Source organism: Rhodanobacter sp. T12-5, from assembly GCF_008329435.1.
In the GTDB taxonomy this organism is placed as follows: Bacteria; Pseudomonadota; Gammaproteobacteria; order Xanthomonadales; family Rhodanobacteraceae; genus Rhodanobacter.
On record NZ_NPKN01000005.1, the window covers coordinates 167372 to 186038 of the forward strand.

At 64.4% G+C, this 18667-nt stretch carries 14 protein-coding genes; 13 read left to right on the forward strand and 1 reads right to left on the reverse strand.

The window, feature by feature from the left end; translation table 11 throughout:
• Positions 1–3: 3 nt before the first annotated feature.
• From CIW53_RS11840 to CIW53_RS11870, 7 genes are all read left to right on the forward strand, one after another.
• Positions 4–1155 carry a DUF819 family protein gene (locus tag CIW53_RS11840; protein WP_149364927.1) on the forward strand — a complete coding sequence of 384 codons (1152 nt, stop codon included), beginning with the start codon at positions 4–6 and terminating at the stop codon, positions 1153–1155.
• Between the two features lie 26 nt (positions 1156–1181).
• Positions 1182–2585, forward strand: coding sequence for an SH3 domain-containing protein (locus CIW53_RS11845; protein WP_149364928.1), 1404 nt, complete (start codon positions 1182–1184; stop codon positions 2583–2585).
• 100 nt (positions 2586–2685) lie between these two features.
• Positions 2686–3783, forward strand: a complete 1098-nt coding sequence (locus CIW53_RS11850; RefSeq protein ID WP_149364929.1) for a dipeptide epimerase — start codon at positions 2686–2688, stop codon at positions 3781–3783.
• On the forward strand, positions 3783–4640 hold the full coding sequence (locus CIW53_RS11855) for a MurR/RpiR family transcriptional regulator (RefSeq protein WP_149364930.1): 858 nt from the start codon (positions 3783–3785) through the stop codon (positions 4638–4640). Before CIW53_RS11850 ends, CIW53_RS11855 begins: the two co-directional genes overlap by 1 nt.
• A gap of 92 nt (positions 4641–4732) precedes the next feature.
• Positions 4733–5518, forward strand: coding sequence for a L,D-transpeptidase family protein (locus tag CIW53_RS11860; RefSeq protein WP_149364931.1), 786 nt, complete (start codon positions 4733–4735; stop codon positions 5516–5518).
• Positions 5515–6753, forward strand: coding sequence for a dicarboxylate/amino acid:cation symporter (locus tag CIW53_RS11865; RefSeq protein ID WP_149364932.1), 1239 nt, complete (start codon positions 5515–5517; stop codon positions 6751–6753). Before CIW53_RS11860 ends, CIW53_RS11865 begins: the two co-directional genes overlap by 4 nt.
• 141 nt (positions 6754–6894) lie before the next feature.
• The gene (locus CIW53_RS11870) at positions 6895–8040 is read left to right on the forward strand and encodes an FAD-dependent oxidoreductase (RefSeq protein WP_149364933.1); all 1146 of its coding nucleotides are present in this window, start codon (positions 6895–6897) and stop codon (positions 8038–8040) included.
• 148 nt (positions 8041–8188) lie between these two features.
• Here CIW53_RS11870 and CIW53_RS11875 read toward each other — a convergent pair whose 3' ends face one another.
• Entirely contained in the window at positions 8189–9211 is a 1023-nt protein-coding gene (locus tag CIW53_RS11875; RefSeq protein WP_197736653.1) for a polysaccharide biosynthesis/export family protein, read from the reverse strand.
• Positions 9212–10052: 841 nt separating this feature from the next.
• Between CIW53_RS11875 and CIW53_RS11880 the strand changes: the two genes are divergently transcribed.
• The 6 genes from CIW53_RS11880 (at position 10053) to CIW53_RS17955 (ending at position 18535) form a co-directional block, all read left to right on the forward strand.
• On the forward strand, positions 10053–10487 hold the full coding sequence (locus CIW53_RS11880) for a low molecular weight protein-tyrosine-phosphatase (RefSeq protein ID WP_149364935.1): 435 nt from the start codon (positions 10053–10055) through the stop codon (positions 10485–10487).
• Between the two features lie 28 nt (positions 10488–10515).
• Positions 10516–12723, forward strand: a complete 2208-nt coding sequence (locus CIW53_RS11885; protein WP_149364936.1) for a polysaccharide biosynthesis tyrosine autokinase — start codon at positions 10516–10518, stop codon at positions 12721–12723.
• 278 nt (positions 12724–13001) lie between these two features.
• Positions 13002–14333 carry a polysaccharide biosynthesis C-terminal domain-containing protein gene (locus CIW53_RS11890; protein WP_149364937.1) on the forward strand — a complete coding sequence of 444 codons (1332 nt, stop codon included), beginning with the start codon at positions 13002–13004 and terminating at the stop codon, positions 14331–14333.
• A 157-nt stretch (positions 14334–14490) separates the two neighbouring features.
• On the forward strand, positions 14491–15408 hold the full coding sequence (locus CIW53_RS11895) for a glycosyltransferase family A protein (RefSeq protein WP_172969653.1): 918 nt from the start codon (positions 14491–14493) through the stop codon (positions 15406–15408).
• 47 nt (positions 15409–15455) lie between these two features.
• Complete coding sequence (locus CIW53_RS17950) at positions 15456–17027, forward strand: asparagine synthase-related protein (protein ID WP_172969654.1); 1572 nt, start codon at positions 15456–15458, stop codon at positions 17025–17027.
• A gap of 26 nt (positions 17028–17053) precedes the next feature.
• Positions 17054–18535, forward strand: a complete 1482-nt coding sequence (locus CIW53_RS17955) for an asparagine synthase-related protein (protein WP_277949638.1) — start codon at positions 17054–17056, stop codon at positions 18533–18535.
• The last annotated feature ends 132 nt before the right edge of the window (positions 18536–18667 follow it).

An 18667-nucleotide genomic window follows, 5' to 3' on the forward strand; every position in this document is an offset into this window, starting at 1 on the left:
CTTGTGATCCATACGGTATGGCCGTACCTGGCCGTGATGCTGCTTGCCGCGGGCCTGTTTCCGGCGGTGGAGCGTCGCTACGGCTGGAAGCTGTTCTCGGTGCTGCCGCCGATCGTGCTGACCTACCTGCTGGTGACCGCGCTGGCGGTGTCGGGCCTGTGGCAGGTCAACGAGGAGATCCATGCCGCGCAGTCGATGCTGGTGGCGCGGCTGGTGCCGGCGCTGCTGTTCCTGCTGATGATCAACTGCGACCTGCGCGCGATCTGGGCGTTGGGGCCGCGCGTGCTGGCGGTGTTCGCGTGCACCTCGGTCAGCCTGTTCGTGGCCTTCATCAGCGCCTTCCTGATCTATCACCGCTGGCTGCCCGGCGATACCTGGCAGCCGCTGGCCGCGCTCTCCGGCAGTTGGGTCGGTGGCACCGCCAACATGATCGCGGTGAAGCAGGCGATCGGCATGTCCGACGGGCTGCTGGCGATGTCGCTGCTGACCGACGCGCTGTGCTATTCGATGTGGGTGGTGGTGCTGTTCTCGGTGGCGCGGCTGGCGCCGGCCTTCAACCGCTGGACCCGTGCGAAGTCCAGCGGCGATATCGAGGTGGCGGTGGCGACTCCGGGCGGCCCGACCACGCCGGACAGCGTGTTGCTGTGGCTGGGCATGGCCCTGCTCGCCGCGGCGCTGGCCGGCTGGCTGGCGACCAGGCTGCCGACCTCCAGCATGCTCAGCGCGACCACCTGGACGATCCTGCTGGCCACCGGCGCGGGCCTCGTCGTCGCGCATACGCCGCTGGCGCGCTATCCCGGGGCCAGCACGATTTCCGGCGCGCTGCTGATCAGCGTGGTGGCGGTGCTGGCCTCGCAGAGCAACTTCCAAGGCATCGCCGCCGCGCCGCTGTACCTGTTGTGCGGGGTTACCATCATCGCGATCCACGCGGTGCTGCTGGTCGGCTTCGCCAAGCTCTTTCGCTTCGATCTGTTCCTGTGCGGCATATCCTCGCTGGCGCATATCGGTGGCGTCGCCGCCACGCCGATCCTTGCGGCCAGCTACTCCAAGGCGCTGGTGCCGGTAGGCATCCTGCTGGCGTTGCTGGGCTATATCCTCGGTACCGGCTTCGGCATCGTGGTGGCCCATGTGATGTCGGTACTGGCGGCCGGTTGATGTCACTTCCCTACAGGACCAGGACGATGCGATTTTCCCTGCTTGCCGCCGCCTTGCTGAGCCTCGCCTTCGGCGCCGGGTCGACCGCCGCGCGCGAGGCCCCGCCGGCGTTGGCGATCCCGCCTTCGGGCGTGCTCGGGGTGGGCGAGGCGCAGCTCACCCCGGCGTTCTGGATCGGCCTGCAGAGCGAGCCCGATCGGGTGATCATGGATCGCGCGACGATCGAGGCGCAGAACGCAAAGCTGTTGCAGATCGACCCGTCGATGCACGACCTGCGCGCGCTGCCGAAGAACCTGAGCCGCGCACAGGTGGCCGGCTGGATCGAGGCGCTGTCGGAGCTGCCGAAGCATCCGCTGTTCGATGTCGATGGCAAGCCGGTACCCGCCGCCACGCTGAAAGGCGTGGTAGACAACCTCGCACTCGGCGCGATTCCCGCGCAACAGCCGACGCGCTACGGACTCATCGTGCAGCGCGCCGCGCTGCGCACGTTCCCGACCACGTTGCGCGTGTTCAGCGCCAAGGGCGACACCGACATCGACCGCTTCCAGGAAAGCGCCGAGTTTCCCGGCACGCCGGTGGCGATCGTGCATGCCAGTGCCGATGGCCAGTGGGTGTTCGTGGTCAGCCCGCGCTATGCCGCGTGGACCGAAAAACGGAAGGTGGCCGAAGGCAGTGCGACGCAGGTGTTCGGCTACGTCGACAAGACGCCCTACCGGGTGGTCACCGGGGCCAGCGTGCGCACCGTGTTCACCCGCGAGCAGCCGGCGCTGTCGCAGTTGCAACTGGACATGGGCACGCGCGTGCCGGTGCTGACCGACCTGCCGCCGGACCAGCCGGTCAACGGGCAGACGCCATACGCCACGCACGTGCTCGAGTTGCCCGTGCGCGCGGCCGATGGCACGCTGAAGCTCGCGCCGGCGCTGCTGCAGAAAAATACCGACACTTCCGGTGACTACCTGGCGCTGACCCCGGCCAACATTATCCGGCAAGCGTTCAAGTTCCTCGGCGAACGCTACGGCTGGGGCCACGCGTACGACGGCCGCGACTGCTCGGGCTTCGTCTCCGATGTGTATCGCAGCATGGGCGTGCAGATGCCGCGCAACACCAGCAAGCAGGCGATCAGCCCCGCGCTGGAGCATCGCGCGTTCACCGGCAAGGACAGCCGCGAGGCGCGTCTCAAGGCAGCGCACGAACTGCAGGTGGGCGACCTGGTCTACATCCCCGGCCACGTGATGATGGTGATCGGCCAGTTCAACGGCCAGCCCTACGTGATCAATGACGTCGGCGGCATGACGTATCGCAAACCCGGGGGCGGTTTCGGCCACGTCAAGCTCAACTCGGTCGCGGTGATGCCGCTGATCCCGAACCTGTACAACCACGAGCAGAGCTACGTCGATCGCATGACCAGCATCGTGCGCATCCGCCGGTGAACGGGATATTCCCGAGCTTCCGCGCAATGACCAACAAGATGCGGTTCGACACTCTCCACGAACGCTGCTCCACAAGACAACAGCCATTGGCCACACATCCATGAAAATCACCGACATCCAGTTCGGCATGTTGCGGGTGCCGTTGAAGACCCCGTTCAAGACCGCGTTGCGCACGGTCAGCACGATCGAGGACATCGTGGTGATGGTGCATACCGACACCGGCCAGGTCGGCTACGGCGAGGCGCCGGCCACCGCGGTGATCACCGGCGATACCCACGGCTCGATCATCGACGCGATCCGCCATTACATCTCGCCGCGCCTGATCGGCCAGGACATCGCCAACCTCAACCACATCACCCAGCTGATCCAGAGCGCGATGGAGAAAAACACCAGCGCCAAGGCGGCGGTGGAAATTGCCATCTACGACCTGTGGGGCCAGCTCTACGGTGCGCCGCTGTACAAGCTGCTGGGCGGCGGCGATCCGGTGATCACCACCGACATCACCATCAGCGTCGACTACATCGACAAGATGGTGGCCGATTCCATCTCGGCGGTGGAGCGCGGTTTCGAGTCGTTGAAGATCAAGGTCGGCAAGGACATCGGCGTCGACATCGAGCGGGTCAAGGCGATCTACGCCGCGGTGGAAGGCCGCGCGCTGCTGCGGCTGGATGCGAACCAGGGCTGGACCGCCAAGCAGGCGGTGTACGCACTGCAGACCCTGGAGGACGCCGGCATCAAGCTGGAGCTGATCGAACAGCCGGTGAAGGCGCGCGACCTCGCCGGCATGCGCTACGTCACCGAGCGCGTGCACACGCCGGTGATGGCCGACGAGAGCGTGTTCGGCCCGATGGAAGTGATCGAGCTGATCCGCATGCGCGCCGCCGACATCATCAACATCAAGCTGATGAAGACAGGCGGCATCTCCAACGCCATCCGCATCGCCGACATCGCCGCGATGTACGACATCGAATGCATGATCGGCTGCATGCTGGAAACCAGCATCAGCGTGGCGGCTGCGGTGCACGTGGCGGTGGCCAAGTCCAATGTGATCGCCAAGATCGACCTGGACGGCCCGTCGCTGGCGCAGTTCAATCCGGTCGACGGTGGGGTAATCTTCAACGAGTCGGAAATCTCGGTGACGGACGCCCCCGGCCTGGGTATCCGCGAGATACGGGGTCTGGAGAGGATCGAAGGTTGATGTCGCCGCTGGTCAAAATCCGTTCGGAACGCGACCAGATGTCGGCGGTGGAGCGGCGCATTGCCGACTTCATACTGGAGAACGCGCAGCTGCTGCGCGACTACTCTTCGCAGCAACTGGCCAATGCGTTGGGGATCAGCCAGTCCAGCGTGGTCAAGTTCACCCAGAAGCTGGGCTTCAAGGGTTATCCGGACCTGAAGTATTCGGTCGGCGAGGCGATCGCCCGCGCCGACAACGGCGACGCGCCGCAGCTGGCCGCGGCCAGCGAGGGCGAGGCCGGCGGCTCGTCCGCCGGCAATCTGTGGAGGCGCAAGTCCGAGGCTGAGGAGGCGACCCGGCTGATCAATCCACCGGAGACGCTGCACGCCGTGGCGGACGCGATCGAACAGGCCGGCCGCAACGGCAAGGTGTTCATCATCGGGTTGGGCGAAGACGACATCTACGCGCGCAACTTCGCGCTGCGGCTGTCGCTGCTGGGCATCCTCACCGTGCACAACTTCGATACCGCGCGGATGACCGCGAACATCTCCGTCGCCGGCGCCGGCGACGTGTTGCTGGTGTTCTCCGAGCACGGCAATCATCCGGCGCTCGGAAAGATTGCCCGCTTCTTTCGCGAGCGCCGCGGCCAGGTGATCACGGTGACCCGGCATACCGCCAACCCGCTGCGCACGCTGGCCGACCTCGCACTGGTGGTGTCGGCGCACGACGAACTGCCGTACATCCAGCCGTTGCTGTACCAGTCGGCGCTGCAGCACCTGCTCGACGGCGTGTTCGTGCAGTTGTGTGAAGGTGGCGGCGACCGCCATGCACAGTTGCTGGCCAACCTCGATCGCATCCAGCTGATGCTGGAGCCGTAGCCGCCGGGAATCGGGAAAGCTTCGCCCGCGATGCGGGCTCTAGGTCCAACAACAGCGTATCGCGTGACGATGATCTGCCGGATGGAGAATTCATGATTGTTTACCGTCGAACCGTTGCCTTGCTGGCGCTCGTCGTCACGCTTGCCGGCGCCGCGCACGCCGCTGCGGCGACCACGCCATGGCACGACGCCCGCCAGATGGTGCTGGTCACCACCGCCGACTGGAATGCCGACCACGGCACGCTGCGCACGTTCGTGCGCGACGGCGAAGGTTGGCGCGAGGTGCGCGCCGCCACGCCGGTGACGATCGGCAAGAACGGCGCCGGCTGGGGCCTCGGGATGAACGCGCCGCAGAATGATGCCGGCGGCCCGGTCAAACGCGAAGGCGACAACCGCAGTCCGGCCGGCGTATTCCGCATCGGCGACACCTTCGGCTACGCCGCCAGCGTCGATACCGCGATGCCGTACCTCGCGCTCAATGCCACCCAATATTGCGTCGACGTCAGCGGCGCGGCGCACTACAACCGCATCGTCGATGCGAAGGTGGTCGGCGCCGACGCGGTGAAGGGCTCCACCGAACCGATGCGGCGCGACCTCCATGCGAACGGCGACCAGCGCTACCGCATGGGCTTCGTGATCGAGCAGAACCCGCAGGCGAGGCCGCAGGCGGGCAGCTGCATCTTCGCCCACCTGTGGAAGTCGCCGACCGATGCAACCGCCGGCTGCACCGCGATGACGCCGGCGGTGATGCAATCGCTGCTGGCGTGGCTGAAGCCGCAGGATCATCCGGTGTTCGTGCTGCTGCCGCAGGCCCAGTACAAGCGGTTGCGCGCCGACTGGAAGTTGCCGCGCGTCGACGCGAGCGGTGATGCTTCATGAGCGCGACCACGCGCGTCCTCATCGGGCTGGCCGTCGGCGCGGCGATCGGCCTGCTGCTGGCCAACCAGAACCCGTTGCTGGCGCTGCAGGTGGCCAACGTGGCGCAGCCGATCGGCAAGCTGTGGTTGAACGCACTGCAGATGACCGTGGTGCCACTGGTGCTGGCGCTGGTGGTGGTCGGCGTGAACACCGCCAGCGACGCGGCCGCGTCCGGCCGCATCGCACGGCGTGCGATCGTGGTGTTCGTCGTGGTGCTGACCGGTGGCGCGCTGTTTGCGGCGCTGGCCGCGCCGCTGGTGTTTTCCTGGTTCCCGCACCGCCCGGAACTGACCGTGGCGCTCAATCATGCGACCTTGCCATCGGCGGCGCAGGTCGCACCGATCAGCTGGGTCGACGCACTTGTCGCGATCGTGCCCAACAACGCGGTGATGGCTGCAGCGCAGAGCGCGATGCTGCCGCTGGTGGTGTTCGCGCTGTTTCTCGGCTTTGCGCTGACCCGGCTTGCGCCGGAACGGCGTGCGCTGCTGATGGAATTTTTCCAGGCGATCGCCGACGCGATGATCGTGATCGTGCGCTGGGTTTTGTGGGTCGCGCCGCTGGGCGTGTTCGCGCTGATCCTTTCGGTGTGCGCCCGCTCGGGCCTGGGCATGCTCAGCGCGCTCGGCGTGTATGTGCTGGTGGAGTGCCTGCTGTACCTGGCGGTCACCGTGATGATGTTGCCGGTGGCGGTGATTTTCGGCGGCGAGCGCCTGCGTCGTTTCGCGCTGGCACTGCTGCCGGCGCAAGCGGTGGCGATCAGCACGCAATCCTCGCTCGCCTCGCTGCCGGCGATGCTGGAAAGTGCGGACCGGCGGCTCGGTTACCCGAAGCCGGTCGCCGCGCTGGTGTTGCCGATGGCGGTGACCCTGTTCCGCCTTACCAGCCCGGTCCAGTACATGACCTCGGCGGCCTTCATCGCGTGGGCCTACGGCGTCGACCTGTCCACCGCGCAACTGGTCGCCGGTGCACTGCTGGCGGTGGTGATCAGCCTCGGCTCGGTCGGCTTGCCGGGCCAGGTCACCTTCATCGCCACCAACCTGCCGGTGGCGCAGGCGATGGGCCTGCCGCTGAGCCCGCTCGGCCTGATGCTGGCGGTCGACACCATTCCCGACGCGCTGGCCACGCTGGGCAACGTCACTGCCGACGTCACCGCCGCCAGCGTGGTGACGCGGCAATCGCGGCGCGACGCCGCATGAGCAGGCTCCGCCTTTGTGGGAGCGGCTTCAGCCGCGATGCTCCTGATGTTTGCGCCGCCCGAAGAGCATCGCGACTGAAGTCGCTCCCACAGGTCTACAGGTGTACAGCGTCGAACGAATCCAACTACAAGAGCGTTTCCCATGAGCGTGATTGATGCCGACGTGATCGTGATCGGTGCCGGCATGGCCGGCGCCTCGGCCGCGTATTTCATGGCGCCGCATGCACGCGTGCTGGTGCTGGAACGCGAAGCGTATGCCGGCATGCATTCGACCGGTCGTTCGGCGGCGCTGTTCAGCGAAACCTACGGCTCGGCACAGGTACGCGCGCTGACCCGTGCGACCCGGCCGTTCCTGGCGCAACCGCCTGCGGGGTTTGCCGAGCACCCGATTCTCACCCCGCGCGGCGCGACGATCATCGGCAGTGCCGCGCAGGCAGATGGGGTGCGTGCGATGTACGAGGCGATCGTGCCGTTCACCCGCGACATCGAATTGCACGACGCCGCCCGCGTGCAGGCCGCCGTGCCGGTGCTGAAACCGGAGTTTGCCCAGATCGGCCTGCACGAGCCCGGCGCCGCCGACATCGACGTCAACGAGCTGCACCAGGGCTTCCTGCGCGGCCTGCGCGCGCGCGGTGGCCAGTTGCGCCTCAACGTCGACATCCGCGCGATCAGCCATGGTGCGGACGGCTGGCAGATCGACGACGGTGGGCAGGTGTTCCGCGCGCCGTTGCTGCTCAACGCTGCCGGCGCCTGGGTCGACCAGGTCGCCGTGCTGGCCGGCGTGGCCCCGCTCGGCATCATGCCGAAACGGCGTTCGGCCTTCGTGTTCGATCCGCCGGAACATGTCGACACCGCGCACTGGCCCTTCGTCCACGCTTTCGACGAAAGCTTCTACTTCAAGCCCGACGCGGGCCTGTTGCTCGGTTCCTGCGCCAACGCCGATCCGGTCGAGCCGCACGACGTGCAGCCGGAGGAATACGACATCGCGCTGGGCATCCACCGCATCGAGGAAGCGACCACGATGACCATCCGCCGCCCGCGCAGGACCTGGGCCGGCCTGCGTTCGTTCATCGCCGACGGCGACCTGGTCGGCGGCTTCGCGGCCGATGCGCCCGGTTTCTTCTGGGTCGCCGCGCAAGGCGGCTACGGCATCCAGACCAGCGCGGCGATGGGCGAGGCCTGTGCGAATCTCGCGCTCGGCCGGCCGCTGCCATCGCCACTGGTCTACGCGGGGCTGTCGGCGTCAATGCTGGCGCCGCGCCCGCAGGGCGCCGGAATGGCGCGCTGATCTCATCAATCGAAATGGACGTCCATGCGGCCATGTAAAGCCGAGCTGCGTCCGCGAAACGAAACAAAGGCTTCATGGCGTAGCCCTTGCTGAAAGGGTGCCATGAAGCCTCGATGGGACTGGATCAGGGAGTCGCTTGCAGTTGCAATCAGAGACCTCGCTGATTCGCCAGCGCGGCGGTGCCGATGACACTCGATATCGGCAGCAGCTGACTCAGCACGCGATTCCATTCGGTCACGCCGGAAGGCCCGACCCACACCACGTCACCCGGCCGCATGACGAAATTGTCGGCCAGCGCGAACGCGGCGGGCGAATGCCCATTGAGATGGAACACCGTGGCCGGCTCCTCCTGCAGGTTCGCCACGCCACGGATCACGTAGATCGCCTTGCTGTCGGAGGTTATGGGATTGAGGCCGCCTGAGCGTCCGATCACCTGGGTGAGATTCATGCTGGTCTTGAACGTGATCGCCTGCGGCCTGATCACCTCGCCCATGACGTACACCTCCCTGCTTTCGTTGTACGGCAGGAACAGGTCGTCGCCGGGTTTCAGGTAGATGTCGCCGGAGGTGGCGCCTTTCCCCTGGCCGAGCGTATTGAGGTTGATGTGGTACTCCTTCCCGTCGCGCGTCAGCACCAGGTCCGAAAGGTCGGCCAGATCGGTGTTGATGCCGGCACTGCCGACCACCTGGTTCAGCGTCATCGGCACCGCGCCAATCGGCTGCGGGTCGGTTTTCGTGAACGCGCCCCGCAAGGTGATCCGCTGGCTGCCGTAGCCGACCACGTTGACATCGACCTGCGGATTCTCGACATATTTGCCGAGCTTGCTGCTGATCGTCTGGCGAAGCTCCTCGATGGTCATGCCGGCGACCTTGATGTTGCCGATGTACGGATAGAACAGCGAGCCATCGGATCTCACCAGGCGGCCGTTGGCGACCGTCTGCTGTTGCGATCCCGCCGGCGAGGTCAGCTCGGGATGGTCCCATACCGTGATGTAGAGCGAGTCGCCGGGACCGATCTGGTAGGGCTGCGGTTGGTAGCTGACCAGTTCAGGCGCAATCGGCTGGTTCGACGTCCCGGCCTGGGTACTGGTCAGTACGTCTGGCGTGATCAACACCAGTTTTACGTGCCCGCTTTCGGGGGAGTTGCCGTTGGTGAGCGACCGCGTGGACATGTGTTGACCAGGCACTATGGCGCAGCCGTGCAACAGTAAAGCCGACAATGCGAACCCCGCCAAAATGAAATGCTTCATGGGTTGACCTCCAGACCGATACCTGTATTCAAGCAAAGGGAAGCCATGCCCAAAAAGGCGCATTGGCAAGCTTGTTTTCCCACCTCGTCAAATTGCATTTTCCGACACGACTTTCCCCCACCCTTGACTCATTGTCGTCGTCCGATCGCAGGAGAATGTGACCTGTATCGGAGGGCGATGTGAGCCTAATGAAAGCTGTTCATTTGGATAGCGGAAAGGGGATACAGAAACGCACATTGAGCGTGAAGAGAGCGTATTTTCTTAACAGGTACTCTTCATCTCTATGAAACGGACCCGGCGCCGCACATTTCAGGTTCTTCGGGGGAGGTGCCGGAAGCGCTACAAGCCATTAAAAAAAATGGTAAATACCGGCCCACTTCGGCCTCGTTGGCGGCGGTGCTGCAGCCGTTTTACCCTGCATCCGTGCGGGCGATACGGCGGTCGGCGACGCCGTTTTTTTCTCTTCGGCAGCTTCGCGAAAGCTTCACCTTGGCGATATTAAACTGGCCGCTTTCGCGAATATGGCGTGAATCAAATGTCATTATTCTTCCAGCACGGACGATCGGTCCGTGAATTTCATGTCTAATTTGATTATCCGATTTTAACCGAATGTAGAGTGGCAACGTCGATGCGCGCCAAGAACATCAGCCGGATGAATGCCGCAGCGTGTCATCGGCACCAGCCTGCGCCAGCGCGTGTCGACAGAAGTCGATGCGCGAGGACTTGGCGGCTGCTTCAAGTCATGACAGGGCGGTGGGTCGATGTGTTCAAGAAAATCCTGATCATTTGCGTGGGCAATATCTGCCGCAGCCCGACGGCGGAATATCTCTTGCGCCGGCAACTTGCCGATCGGGATATCCAGGTCGGCAGCGCCGGGCTGGGCGCGCTGGTGGGACATCCGGTCGAAGGCCATGCCATGGCGATCTTGAAGGAACGTGGCATTGACGCCTCCGGACACCGCGCGCGCCAGGTCGATGCCGTGATGTTGCGGGAGGCCGACCTGGTGCTGGGCATGGAGCGCAGGCACCTGGCAGCCACCGCACGGCTGGCACCGGAAGCCAGCGGAAAGATGTTCCTGCTGGGCAAGTGGAGCGACTTCGAAAGTGTGCCCGACCCTTACCGGCAGCCCCGGCGGGTTTTTGAAAACGTCTTTGGCCTCATCGAGCGAGGCGTCGACAGCTGGCTTCGCTATCTGTGAACTTCCCCCCTTTCAAGGACCGGCTTCCATGACCACCAGGCAAACTTTTTCGCCGCGCGACGATGATATCGACCTGCGGGCCATCCTCGGTACCTTGCTCGATCACAAATGGCTGATCAGCGCGATCACCCTGTTCTTCTTCGTCGCTTCGGTGCTGTATGCGGTGCTGGCCACGCCGATCTACCAGGCCAGTGCCGTCGTGCAGGTCGAGAAGACCACGCCGAGCCTGCCCGGCCTGGATGACGTCGTGCAGACGCTCGGCATATCGACCTCGCAGGCGGTTACCGAGATCGCGCTGCTTACCTCGCGCACGGTGGTCGGGCAGGCCATCAGCAATCTCAAGCTGGATGTGGAAAGCGAGCCGGAGCACTTCCCGGTGGTGGGCGGTTACATCGCGCGCCACTTCACGCCAGCCAGCCCCGGCATGGTCGCGCCTCCGCTGGGCGGCCTGAGCCGCTACGACTGGGGCGGCGCGCAACTGGACATCTTTCAGCTGGACGTGCCGAAGGATCTGCTGGACCAGCCGCTGCACCTGGTCGCCGGCGAAAACGGCGCCTATGTACTGAGCAACGACGACAACGAAGTTTTGCTGACCGGCTGGGTGGGCGAGTCGGCAACCGCCAACGGCATAACGATGCAGGTGAAGACGCTTCGGGCCAACCCGGGAACCGCTTTCGACGTGGTCAAGCACGCGCAGCTTCCGCTGATCTCCAAGGTGCAAGGCAAGCTCGTCGCCACCGAGCAGGGCAAGGACTCGGGCATCATCGAGCTGGACTACCGCAGCGCCGATCCGGTGCTCGCCACCCAGTTGCTCGAGCAGATCAGCTCGCTCTATGTACGCCAGAACGTCGACCGCAACTCGGCGGAGGCGGCGAGCAGTCTCAAGTTCGTGAAGGAGCAATTGCCGAAAGTGAGGCTTGAGCTGGAGCAGGCAACGCAGGCGATGAACACCTTCCAGACCCGCGCGCACTCGGTCGACATCAGCATGCAGACCAAGGCACTGCTGGATCAGATCGTGGCGATCGATGCGAGCCTGGGGCAACTGCACATGCAGATGAGCGACATGCAGCATCACTTTACGCCGGAGCACCCGGCGTACAAGGCGCTGGCGCAACAGATCGGCGACATGGAAGGGCAGAAGGCCGCGTTGCAGAAACAGGTCGGCAAGCTGCCCGATACCCAGCAGCAGATGTTGCGCCTGGCGCGCGACGTCCAGGTCAGCAACCAGACCTACACCAACCTGCTCAATCAGGCCCAGCAACTGAACATCGCCCGCGCCGGCACGGTAGGCAACGTGCGCGTGATCGATCACGCGGCCACGGATACGTCCCAGCCGGTCTGGCCGCGGGGAGTCCTGCTGGTGTTGGGCGGCACGATATTCGGAGGCCTGCTTGCGGTCGGGCTGGTGTTCCTTCGTCAGCTGCTCAACCGCGGTGTCGAGGATCCGGCTGCCATCGAACGCCTGGGGCTGCCCGTGTATGTCTCCATTCCGCGCAGCGAACTGCAGCGTGCAAACGCCTTGCGGATCGTCGGCCATCGCCGTGCCGCCAGCAAGCAGAGCCTGCTGGCGCTCAGCGCTCCGGCCGACATGGCGACCGAGGCATTGCGGAGTCTGCGAACCAGCCTTCATTTCGCGCGACTGGAAGCCAAGAACAATCTGCTGCTGATCTCGAGTTCCAGGCCCGGCGTCGGCAAGAGCTTCGTCGCGGCCAACCTGGCCGCGGTGAGTGCCGAGGCGGGCCAGCGAGTGCTGCTGATCGACGCGGACATGCGCAAGGGCACGCTGCACAGGGTGGTCGGCGGCAAGGCCGAGCAGGGGCTGTCCGAGTTGATTTCCGGCCAGGCCGATCTTCCGCAGGTCCTGCGCAGCGTCGATGGCGTCAACAAGCTGTTTTTCATTCCACGCGGCAAGATACCGCCCAACCCCTCCGAGCTGCTGATGCACGCGAGGTTCACTTCGATGCTGGAAAGCCTGAAGCCGCGCTTCGACCTGATCATCATCGACACGCCGCCGATCCTCGCCGTCACCGATGCCGCCGTGATCGGACATTACGTCGGTACCAGCCTGCTGGTGGTGCAGTTCGGCGTCAATCAGCCGCGCGAGGTCGCCCTGGCCAAGCAGCGCTTCGAGCAGAACGGAGTCGCCATCAAGGGGGCCATCTTCAACCTGGTCGAGAAGCGCAGCGCAGGTCATTACGCCTATGCCTATTACGCGTACGCGTCGGCCAAGTCGTAATCGACGCAGCGGAATCCGTACCCATGATCCAGCAATGCCAGGTGTCCTCATGATCGCGAAAGTCACCTTGTTGGGTGCCGGCTGCGGTGGACGCATCGCCAGGCCGCGCATGGGGCGAGGGCGCCATCGGCTGCGTGTCGGGTTCGGCGGGGGTGGCGGTTGGTCCGCCCGACGCACCGGCAACGAAGCCGATTGCAGCGGCCATCTGCGGATACGTGTGCTGCTTCCGCAATCGTTAACCGCGGGCTCCCTTCTTCCGGCGGGGGGCTGAGCGCGACATGTCTGCGCTGGAGTCCAGCATTCGACGTCTGGTCGTCCTTCCGAAAGGTTGGCGCGCCGCGCTGGGCGCCATCTCCATGCTTTGGATTGCGACCGCGCTCGGCGCAGGCATGGCGTTTCTCACGCAGGCGCTGCTTGCGCACGAGTTGGGTCCGGCGTTCTACGGCCTTTTCACCTCTTCGCTGGCCATGGTGAGCATCATCGCGCCGCTGGCAGGTTTCGGAGTGTCGCAGTTCTGGTTGAAGGTGTATGGCGCCGAAGGATGGGCGGCCGACCGCTGGCTACGTTCGTCACGGCAATTCCTGACGACGACCACCTTGCTGACGCTGGCGCTCATCACGATGTGGGCCTTCACCGGCGCACCGGCAGACTCCAGGGTGACCTTGCTGCTGCTGCTGCCGATGGTGCTGGCCACCCTGGCTGCAGCGCTGCTCGGCAGCAAGTTGCGGCTGGAGGAACGTCACTCGGCATTGGCCCTGTGGCAATTGATCGCTCCGGGCAGCCGCTTGCTGGTGGCAGCCATGTTGTTGGTGGTGCCAACGCTGGCCGTGCACTTCGTGGCTACCGGTTACGGGGTAGTTTCGCTGGCGGTGACCTTGCTCGCAGCACCGCAGGTGTTCGCGATGCTGCGCGGCGATATACGCCTGCATGGGCACGGCCGGCGTCCCGCGCCGACGGGCGATATCCGCCCTACGCCCGGCCCGATGCAGCTGTGGTCGCAGGCGTGGGCCTATGGCCTGGCCGCCGTGCTGTACCCGGTCTTCTTCCAGATCAGCACGGTGCTGCTCAAGTACATCGATGGGAATATCGAGGCCGGCATTTTCGGGATCGCTCTGGCTGTGATGACGGCGATCTATCTGATCCCGGCAACGCTCTACCAGAAATTCCTGCTCTCCAAACTGCATCGCTGGGCCGTGCATGACACTGCGAAGTTCTGGCTGGTTTATCGAAATGGCAATCTCGCCATGTTGATCTCGGGTGTGTTGTTGGGCGCGATGGTGATGCTTTTCGCGCCGTGGATGGTGCCACTGGCTTTCGGTGAAAAATACCGACCAGTGGTGCCGGTTTTGCTTGCGCTGGCGGTATGCATTCCGATCCGTTTTCTGTCCGCTGGTGTGGGATCGGCATTGCTCACCGAGCGGCATATGCGATATCGGGTATTCACGATGGGCCTTTGCGCCGTCGTGGTGGTGCTTCTCAATCTGATCCTGATCCCGACGTACCACGAAATGGGTGCCGCAGCCGCCACTGTGGTTGGCGAGACGGTGTTGCTGCTGGCTACATATGTCGGTGTTCGTCGCTTCTACGCGAATCGGGAGACGCCGCCTTGACCTCAGTGCAACAACTCACACGCACGTGGCAATCGTCGCGCGCTGCCCACCGGCTATCGCTCGTCGTGGGCGCAGTAATACTGGTCCCCGCTGGTTTCCTCGCGGATCTTTCGGGCGCGTTCGTTTGCTGCTCGAAGGGGGTCCCGGAGTGAGCCAAATGAATCGCATGCAAGGCAACAGGCCGATGGAATTCGCGGAACATTCCGCTTCCTGGAACCCGCGCACCGAAATCGCCCCGGTGGCACCGGTGAGCGTGGTGGTTCCGTGCTTTCGCTGTGCTGACACGATCGCCAGCGCTGTCGCCTCCGTCGCGGCCCAACTCCTGCGGCCGGCGGAGGTGCTGCTGGTGGATGACGGCAGCGGTGACGGGACGCTTGAGTGCCTGCAACAACTTGCCCGGCAGTATCCCGAGGGTTGGATCAAGGTGCTTTCGATGCCGCGCAATGGAGGTCCCTCCGGTGCGCGCAACCTGGGCTGGGAACATGCGACCCAGACCTGGATCGCCTTTCTCGACGCGGACGATACCTGGCACCCGCACAAGCTCAAGCTCCAGATGGATGTGCTGAGGCGCGATCCGCAAATTGCCCTGCTTGCCCATCCGATGAACGTGCAGACGCGCGACGCACCGGCCCCGGCGCTGACCTATCCGCTGAAGGTGAAGGTGGCCGGTCGCCACTTGCTGCGAATTCGCGCCTCGTTTCCGACGGCTTCGATCGTGTTGCGCCGGCACTTGCCGTTCCGCTTCGATGAGAGCCGCAAGCGCGCGGAGGATTTTCTGCTGTGGGCGCAGATTCTCCTCCATGGCTATCGATGCGCACGCATCAATCAGGTGCTGGCTTCATGGCACAAGGAGCCCTTTGGCGCGGGCGGCCTCAGTGGCGACCTCGCTGCCATGTACGCGGCTGCCGTGGACGTACGGCGGGAGCTGCATGCGCAAGGCCTGATCGGCCGGACGCAGTGGCAACTCCTCCACTGGATCGGCCTGGTGCGCTACGCGCGGCGTCGCGTCATCACGTTCGCACGGCGCCGGGCCGCGGCCAGACTCCAGCCAGCACAACGTGACAAGACGTCATGACGCAAACATGCGAAGAACCAGATCATGGCCATAACCTCGGAAGCGTGTTGCACGGAAGTTTCGGCTACGGCGAAGGCGGCATGCACGACGGGCGGGTTGCCGTCGGCGACGTCCCGCCACAGCGGCTGCGCGGTTCGGCGGGTGGCGAAATGAACGCTTCGCTGCGGCATGAACAAAATGTGCCCGGATTGGCCGGCCACGGCGACAACGTCCAGATATTTGCGCGGGAGTGCCAGGCGTCCGTGGATTTCTCGCCGCTCGATCATCAAGCGCGCGATGCGGCTGAACTCGACCCGGTGTCCATCGCGGACCTGTTGCGGAATGCCTTTGTCTATCCGCCTCACTCGATCTACCAAAGCGTGAAGTTCGCCATTTCCGGCTTCGAGGAAGATCAGGACCTTTGTCGCGATCCGCAATTCCATTTCCGCTACCAGTCGGCGTCGGCCTCGCGGCCGCGGATGGACGCGTCGGGATGCGAGTCGTTGTTGAAGACTTATCACGATTTGTTGTGCGACGCCGTTTCGATGTCGACCGCCCGCATGCGTTCGCCGTGGTTCCTGCAAAGCGGTGGCAAGGATTCCACCTCGATCGCCATCGCGGTGGCGGAGGCCAGGCCGGACGCCGTTTGCATGACTTATCTGGGCGGGCGCGAGGAGGACGAAATCGATTCCGCCCGCTTCGTCGCCAACCAGCTGGGCCTTCGCCATGAGGCGCTGGTATGCGATCCGGGCCGCGCCTACGACCGGTATCTGGCGATGGTGCCGACCATGCCGTTGCTGACCGCCGACTTCGCCATGCTCTCCTACGCCGACCTGGTGACCGAAATCGCTGCCAATGGCGGCGATGGCGTCGTCGACGCCCTGGGATCGGACAACTATTTCGGCATGCCCATCCATTGGCGCCAACGGTTGAAGGCTCTGCTGGCGCTCAGGCTGCGGCTGCCACGCGGCATCGTGGAGTCGAGTCTCTTCAGCAGGAATTTCCGGTTGTCCTATGTGCTGGGAACATTGCAAATGGACACGTTCGAACGCTGCTTCCCCGGCTCGCGTTTCAGCGACTCCGAGGTGGATGCGCTGCTCGGTCGCAAGCTCGCCGACCGCTCCAGGCAACGGCTGGAACTGTTTCGCGCCGATATCCAGGCGGCGCCGTCGCTTGAGGCGCAGCGTCGCGTGGCGGCGACGATCGTCGAGGCGGCGACCTTCGGCAAGGGCATGTTCACTACCAGCGCGTTGTCGCTGTCGCTGGCCTATCCGTACCGGGATACCCGGTTGTGCGACTGGATCTTCCACGAGGTACCGGACGTCCTGCTGATGGGACCGGGAGGCGTCAACAAGGTCCTGGTGCGCGAGCACATCGCCCAGCATTTCCAGCACCTGCCCTACGTGCGCCTGAAGGGGAGCTTCCGTTTCGACCTGTGCGGGCTGGCCCGGCAGCGCTTCGACCAGGTGCACGCATTTGCCGTGCAGGGCCGAGCATTGCTGCCCGGCGCCGTGTGCTGGCTGGAGAGCCACCGCAACCGTCTGGACAACAAGTATTTCGCTTCGAAGTTCTATCTGCTGGCGGTCACCTTGCCGTGGCTGCTCAGCCGGATGGGGAAATCCATCCCGGGGGCACCATGAATACTGAGCCGGCCGTTGGCAAGAAAATGAACACGCCCGATGTACAGATTCGGCAGGGAGGTTCCGGCACGCGCGCCAGGCCCCGGATCCAGATCAATGTGTCGCCGCATGCGGGTGAAGTCGATTTCTCGGCGCTCGACGGACACGCCGGCGGGAGGGCCCCGATCGATCGGGTATCGATCGCCGATCTGCTGCGCAATGGGTTCGTCTATCCGCCGCACACGATTTTCGGCGACGTGAAAGTTGCCATCACCGGTTTCGATCCGGCCCAGGACCTGCATCAGGATCCCGTATTTCATTTCGCACGACAGTCGGCCGCGGCGCAGCCGCGGCCTGCCGCAGACTCCGTGGAAGATGCGCAACTGCTGAAGACTTATCATCGATTGCTGTGCGAAGCGGTGGCGCGTTCGACCGCCACCATGCAATCGCCATGGTTGCTGCAGAGTGGCGGCAAGGATTCCACCTCGATGGCCATTGCGGTGGCGGAAGCCGCGCCGCAGACGACCTGCATTACCTATCTTGGCGGGAGCGAAGAGAACGAGGTCGAATCCGCCCGGTGCGTGGCGCGAAAGCTGGGGTTGCGTCACGAGTCGCTGGTTTGCGATCCGGGCCGGAGCTATGACCGCTACCTGGCGAGCGTGCCCCGGATGCCTTTGTTGACCGCGGATTTCGCCGCGCTTTCCTATATCGATCTGGCGACCGAGATCGTCGCCAACGGCGGCGACGGCATCATCGACGCGCTGGGTTCCGATCCGTATTTCGGTGTGCCTGCCCATTGGCAGAATCGAGCCCTGGCCATGCTGGCGCGAGGGGTGCGATTGCCGTCTTCGGTGCTCGAATGGCGCCTGGTCGGCAACAGCTTCGGGCTGTGCTATGCCCTGGGCACGCTGCAGATGGACGACTTCGAACGCTTTTTCCCCGGCTCGCGCTTCACCGATGCGGAGGTCGACGGGTTGCTGGGCTGCGAAACGGCCGCGCTGTCCAGGCGTCGACTTGAAATTTTCCGTGCCGATATCGCGCAAGCATCTTCGATGGAGGCAAGGCGCAGGGTGTCGGCAACGATTCTGGAGTCCGCGATCTTCGCCAAGGGGATGTATACCGCCAAAGCTTTGGCCCTGCATCTGGCCTACCCGTATTGCGATACGCGTTTGTGCGACTGGGTATTCCATGAGGTGCCGGATGACCGCCTGATCGGCCCCGGCGGGGTCAACAAGGTACTCGTGCGGCGGCATATCGCCCAGCACTTCCAGAACCTGCCCTACGTCGCGGCGAAGGGTTCCTTCCGCTTCGACGTATGTGGGCTGGCGCAGCAGCGCTTCGATCAGGTGCACGCGTTCGCCGCGCAGGCGCAGGAGCTGCTCCCGGGCGCTCCGGACTGGCTGGAACGCCATCGCAGCCGATGGCACAACAAGTATTTCGCATCGAAGTTCTACCTGCTGGCGATGACGTTGCCGTGGTTGCTCAGTCGCCTGAAGGCAGCCTCCGACCAAACTCGTGTTGCCCACTGAAAAGAGCCCCTTTCCATGACCAGAAAAATGCCGACCCCAACTTTTCGCCGATCCGTTCGTGATGAATCGGTGAGCGTGGCTGGACGATGAGGGTTCAGCGTGAAACGCGCTAAATGTCCGGCGGGAAGCCAG

Excerpts from the sequence above, each read along its gene's own strand:
- CIW53_RS11845 (WP_149364928.1), top strand. The coding sequence starts at position 1,182 with ATGCGATTTTCCCTGCTTGCCGCCGCCTTGCTGAGCCTCGCCTTCGGC.
- CIW53_RS11850 (WP_149364929.1), top strand. The coding sequence starts at position 2,686 with ATGAAAATCACCGACATCCAGTTCGGCATGTTGCGGGTGCCGTTGAAG.
- CIW53_RS11855 (WP_149364930.1), top strand. The coding sequence starts at position 3,783 with ATGTCGCCGCTGGTCAAAATCCGTTCGGAACGCGACCAGATGTCGGCG.
- CIW53_RS11860 (WP_149364931.1), top strand. The coding sequence starts at position 4,733 with ATGATTGTTTACCGTCGAACCGTTGCCTTGCTGGCGCTCGTCGTCACG.
- CIW53_RS11865 (WP_149364932.1), top strand. The coding sequence starts at position 5,515 with ATGAGCGCGACCACGCGCGTCCTCATCGGGCTGGCCGTCGGCGCGGCG.
- CIW53_RS11870 (WP_149364933.1), top strand. The coding sequence starts at position 6,895 with ATGAGCGTGATTGATGCCGACGTGATCGTGATCGGTGCCGGCATGGCC.
- CIW53_RS11875 (WP_197736653.1), bottom strand. The coding sequence starts at position 9,211 with ATGTCCACGCGGTCGCTCACCAACGGCAACTCCCCCGAAAGCGGGCAC.
- CIW53_RS11885 (WP_149364936.1), top strand. The coding sequence starts at position 10,516 with ATGACCACCAGGCAAACTTTTTCGCCGCGCGACGATGATATCGACCTG.
- CIW53_RS11890 (WP_149364937.1), top strand. The coding sequence starts at position 13,002 with ATGTCTGCGCTGGAGTCCAGCATTCGACGTCTGGTCGTCCTTCCGAAA.
- CIW53_RS11895 (WP_172969653.1), top strand. The coding sequence starts at position 14,491 with ATGAATCGCATGCAAGGCAACAGGCCGATGGAATTCGCGGAACATTCC.
- CIW53_RS17955 (WP_277949638.1), top strand. The coding sequence starts at position 17,054 with ATGAACACGCCCGATGTACAGATTCGGCAGGGAGGTTCCGGCACGCGC.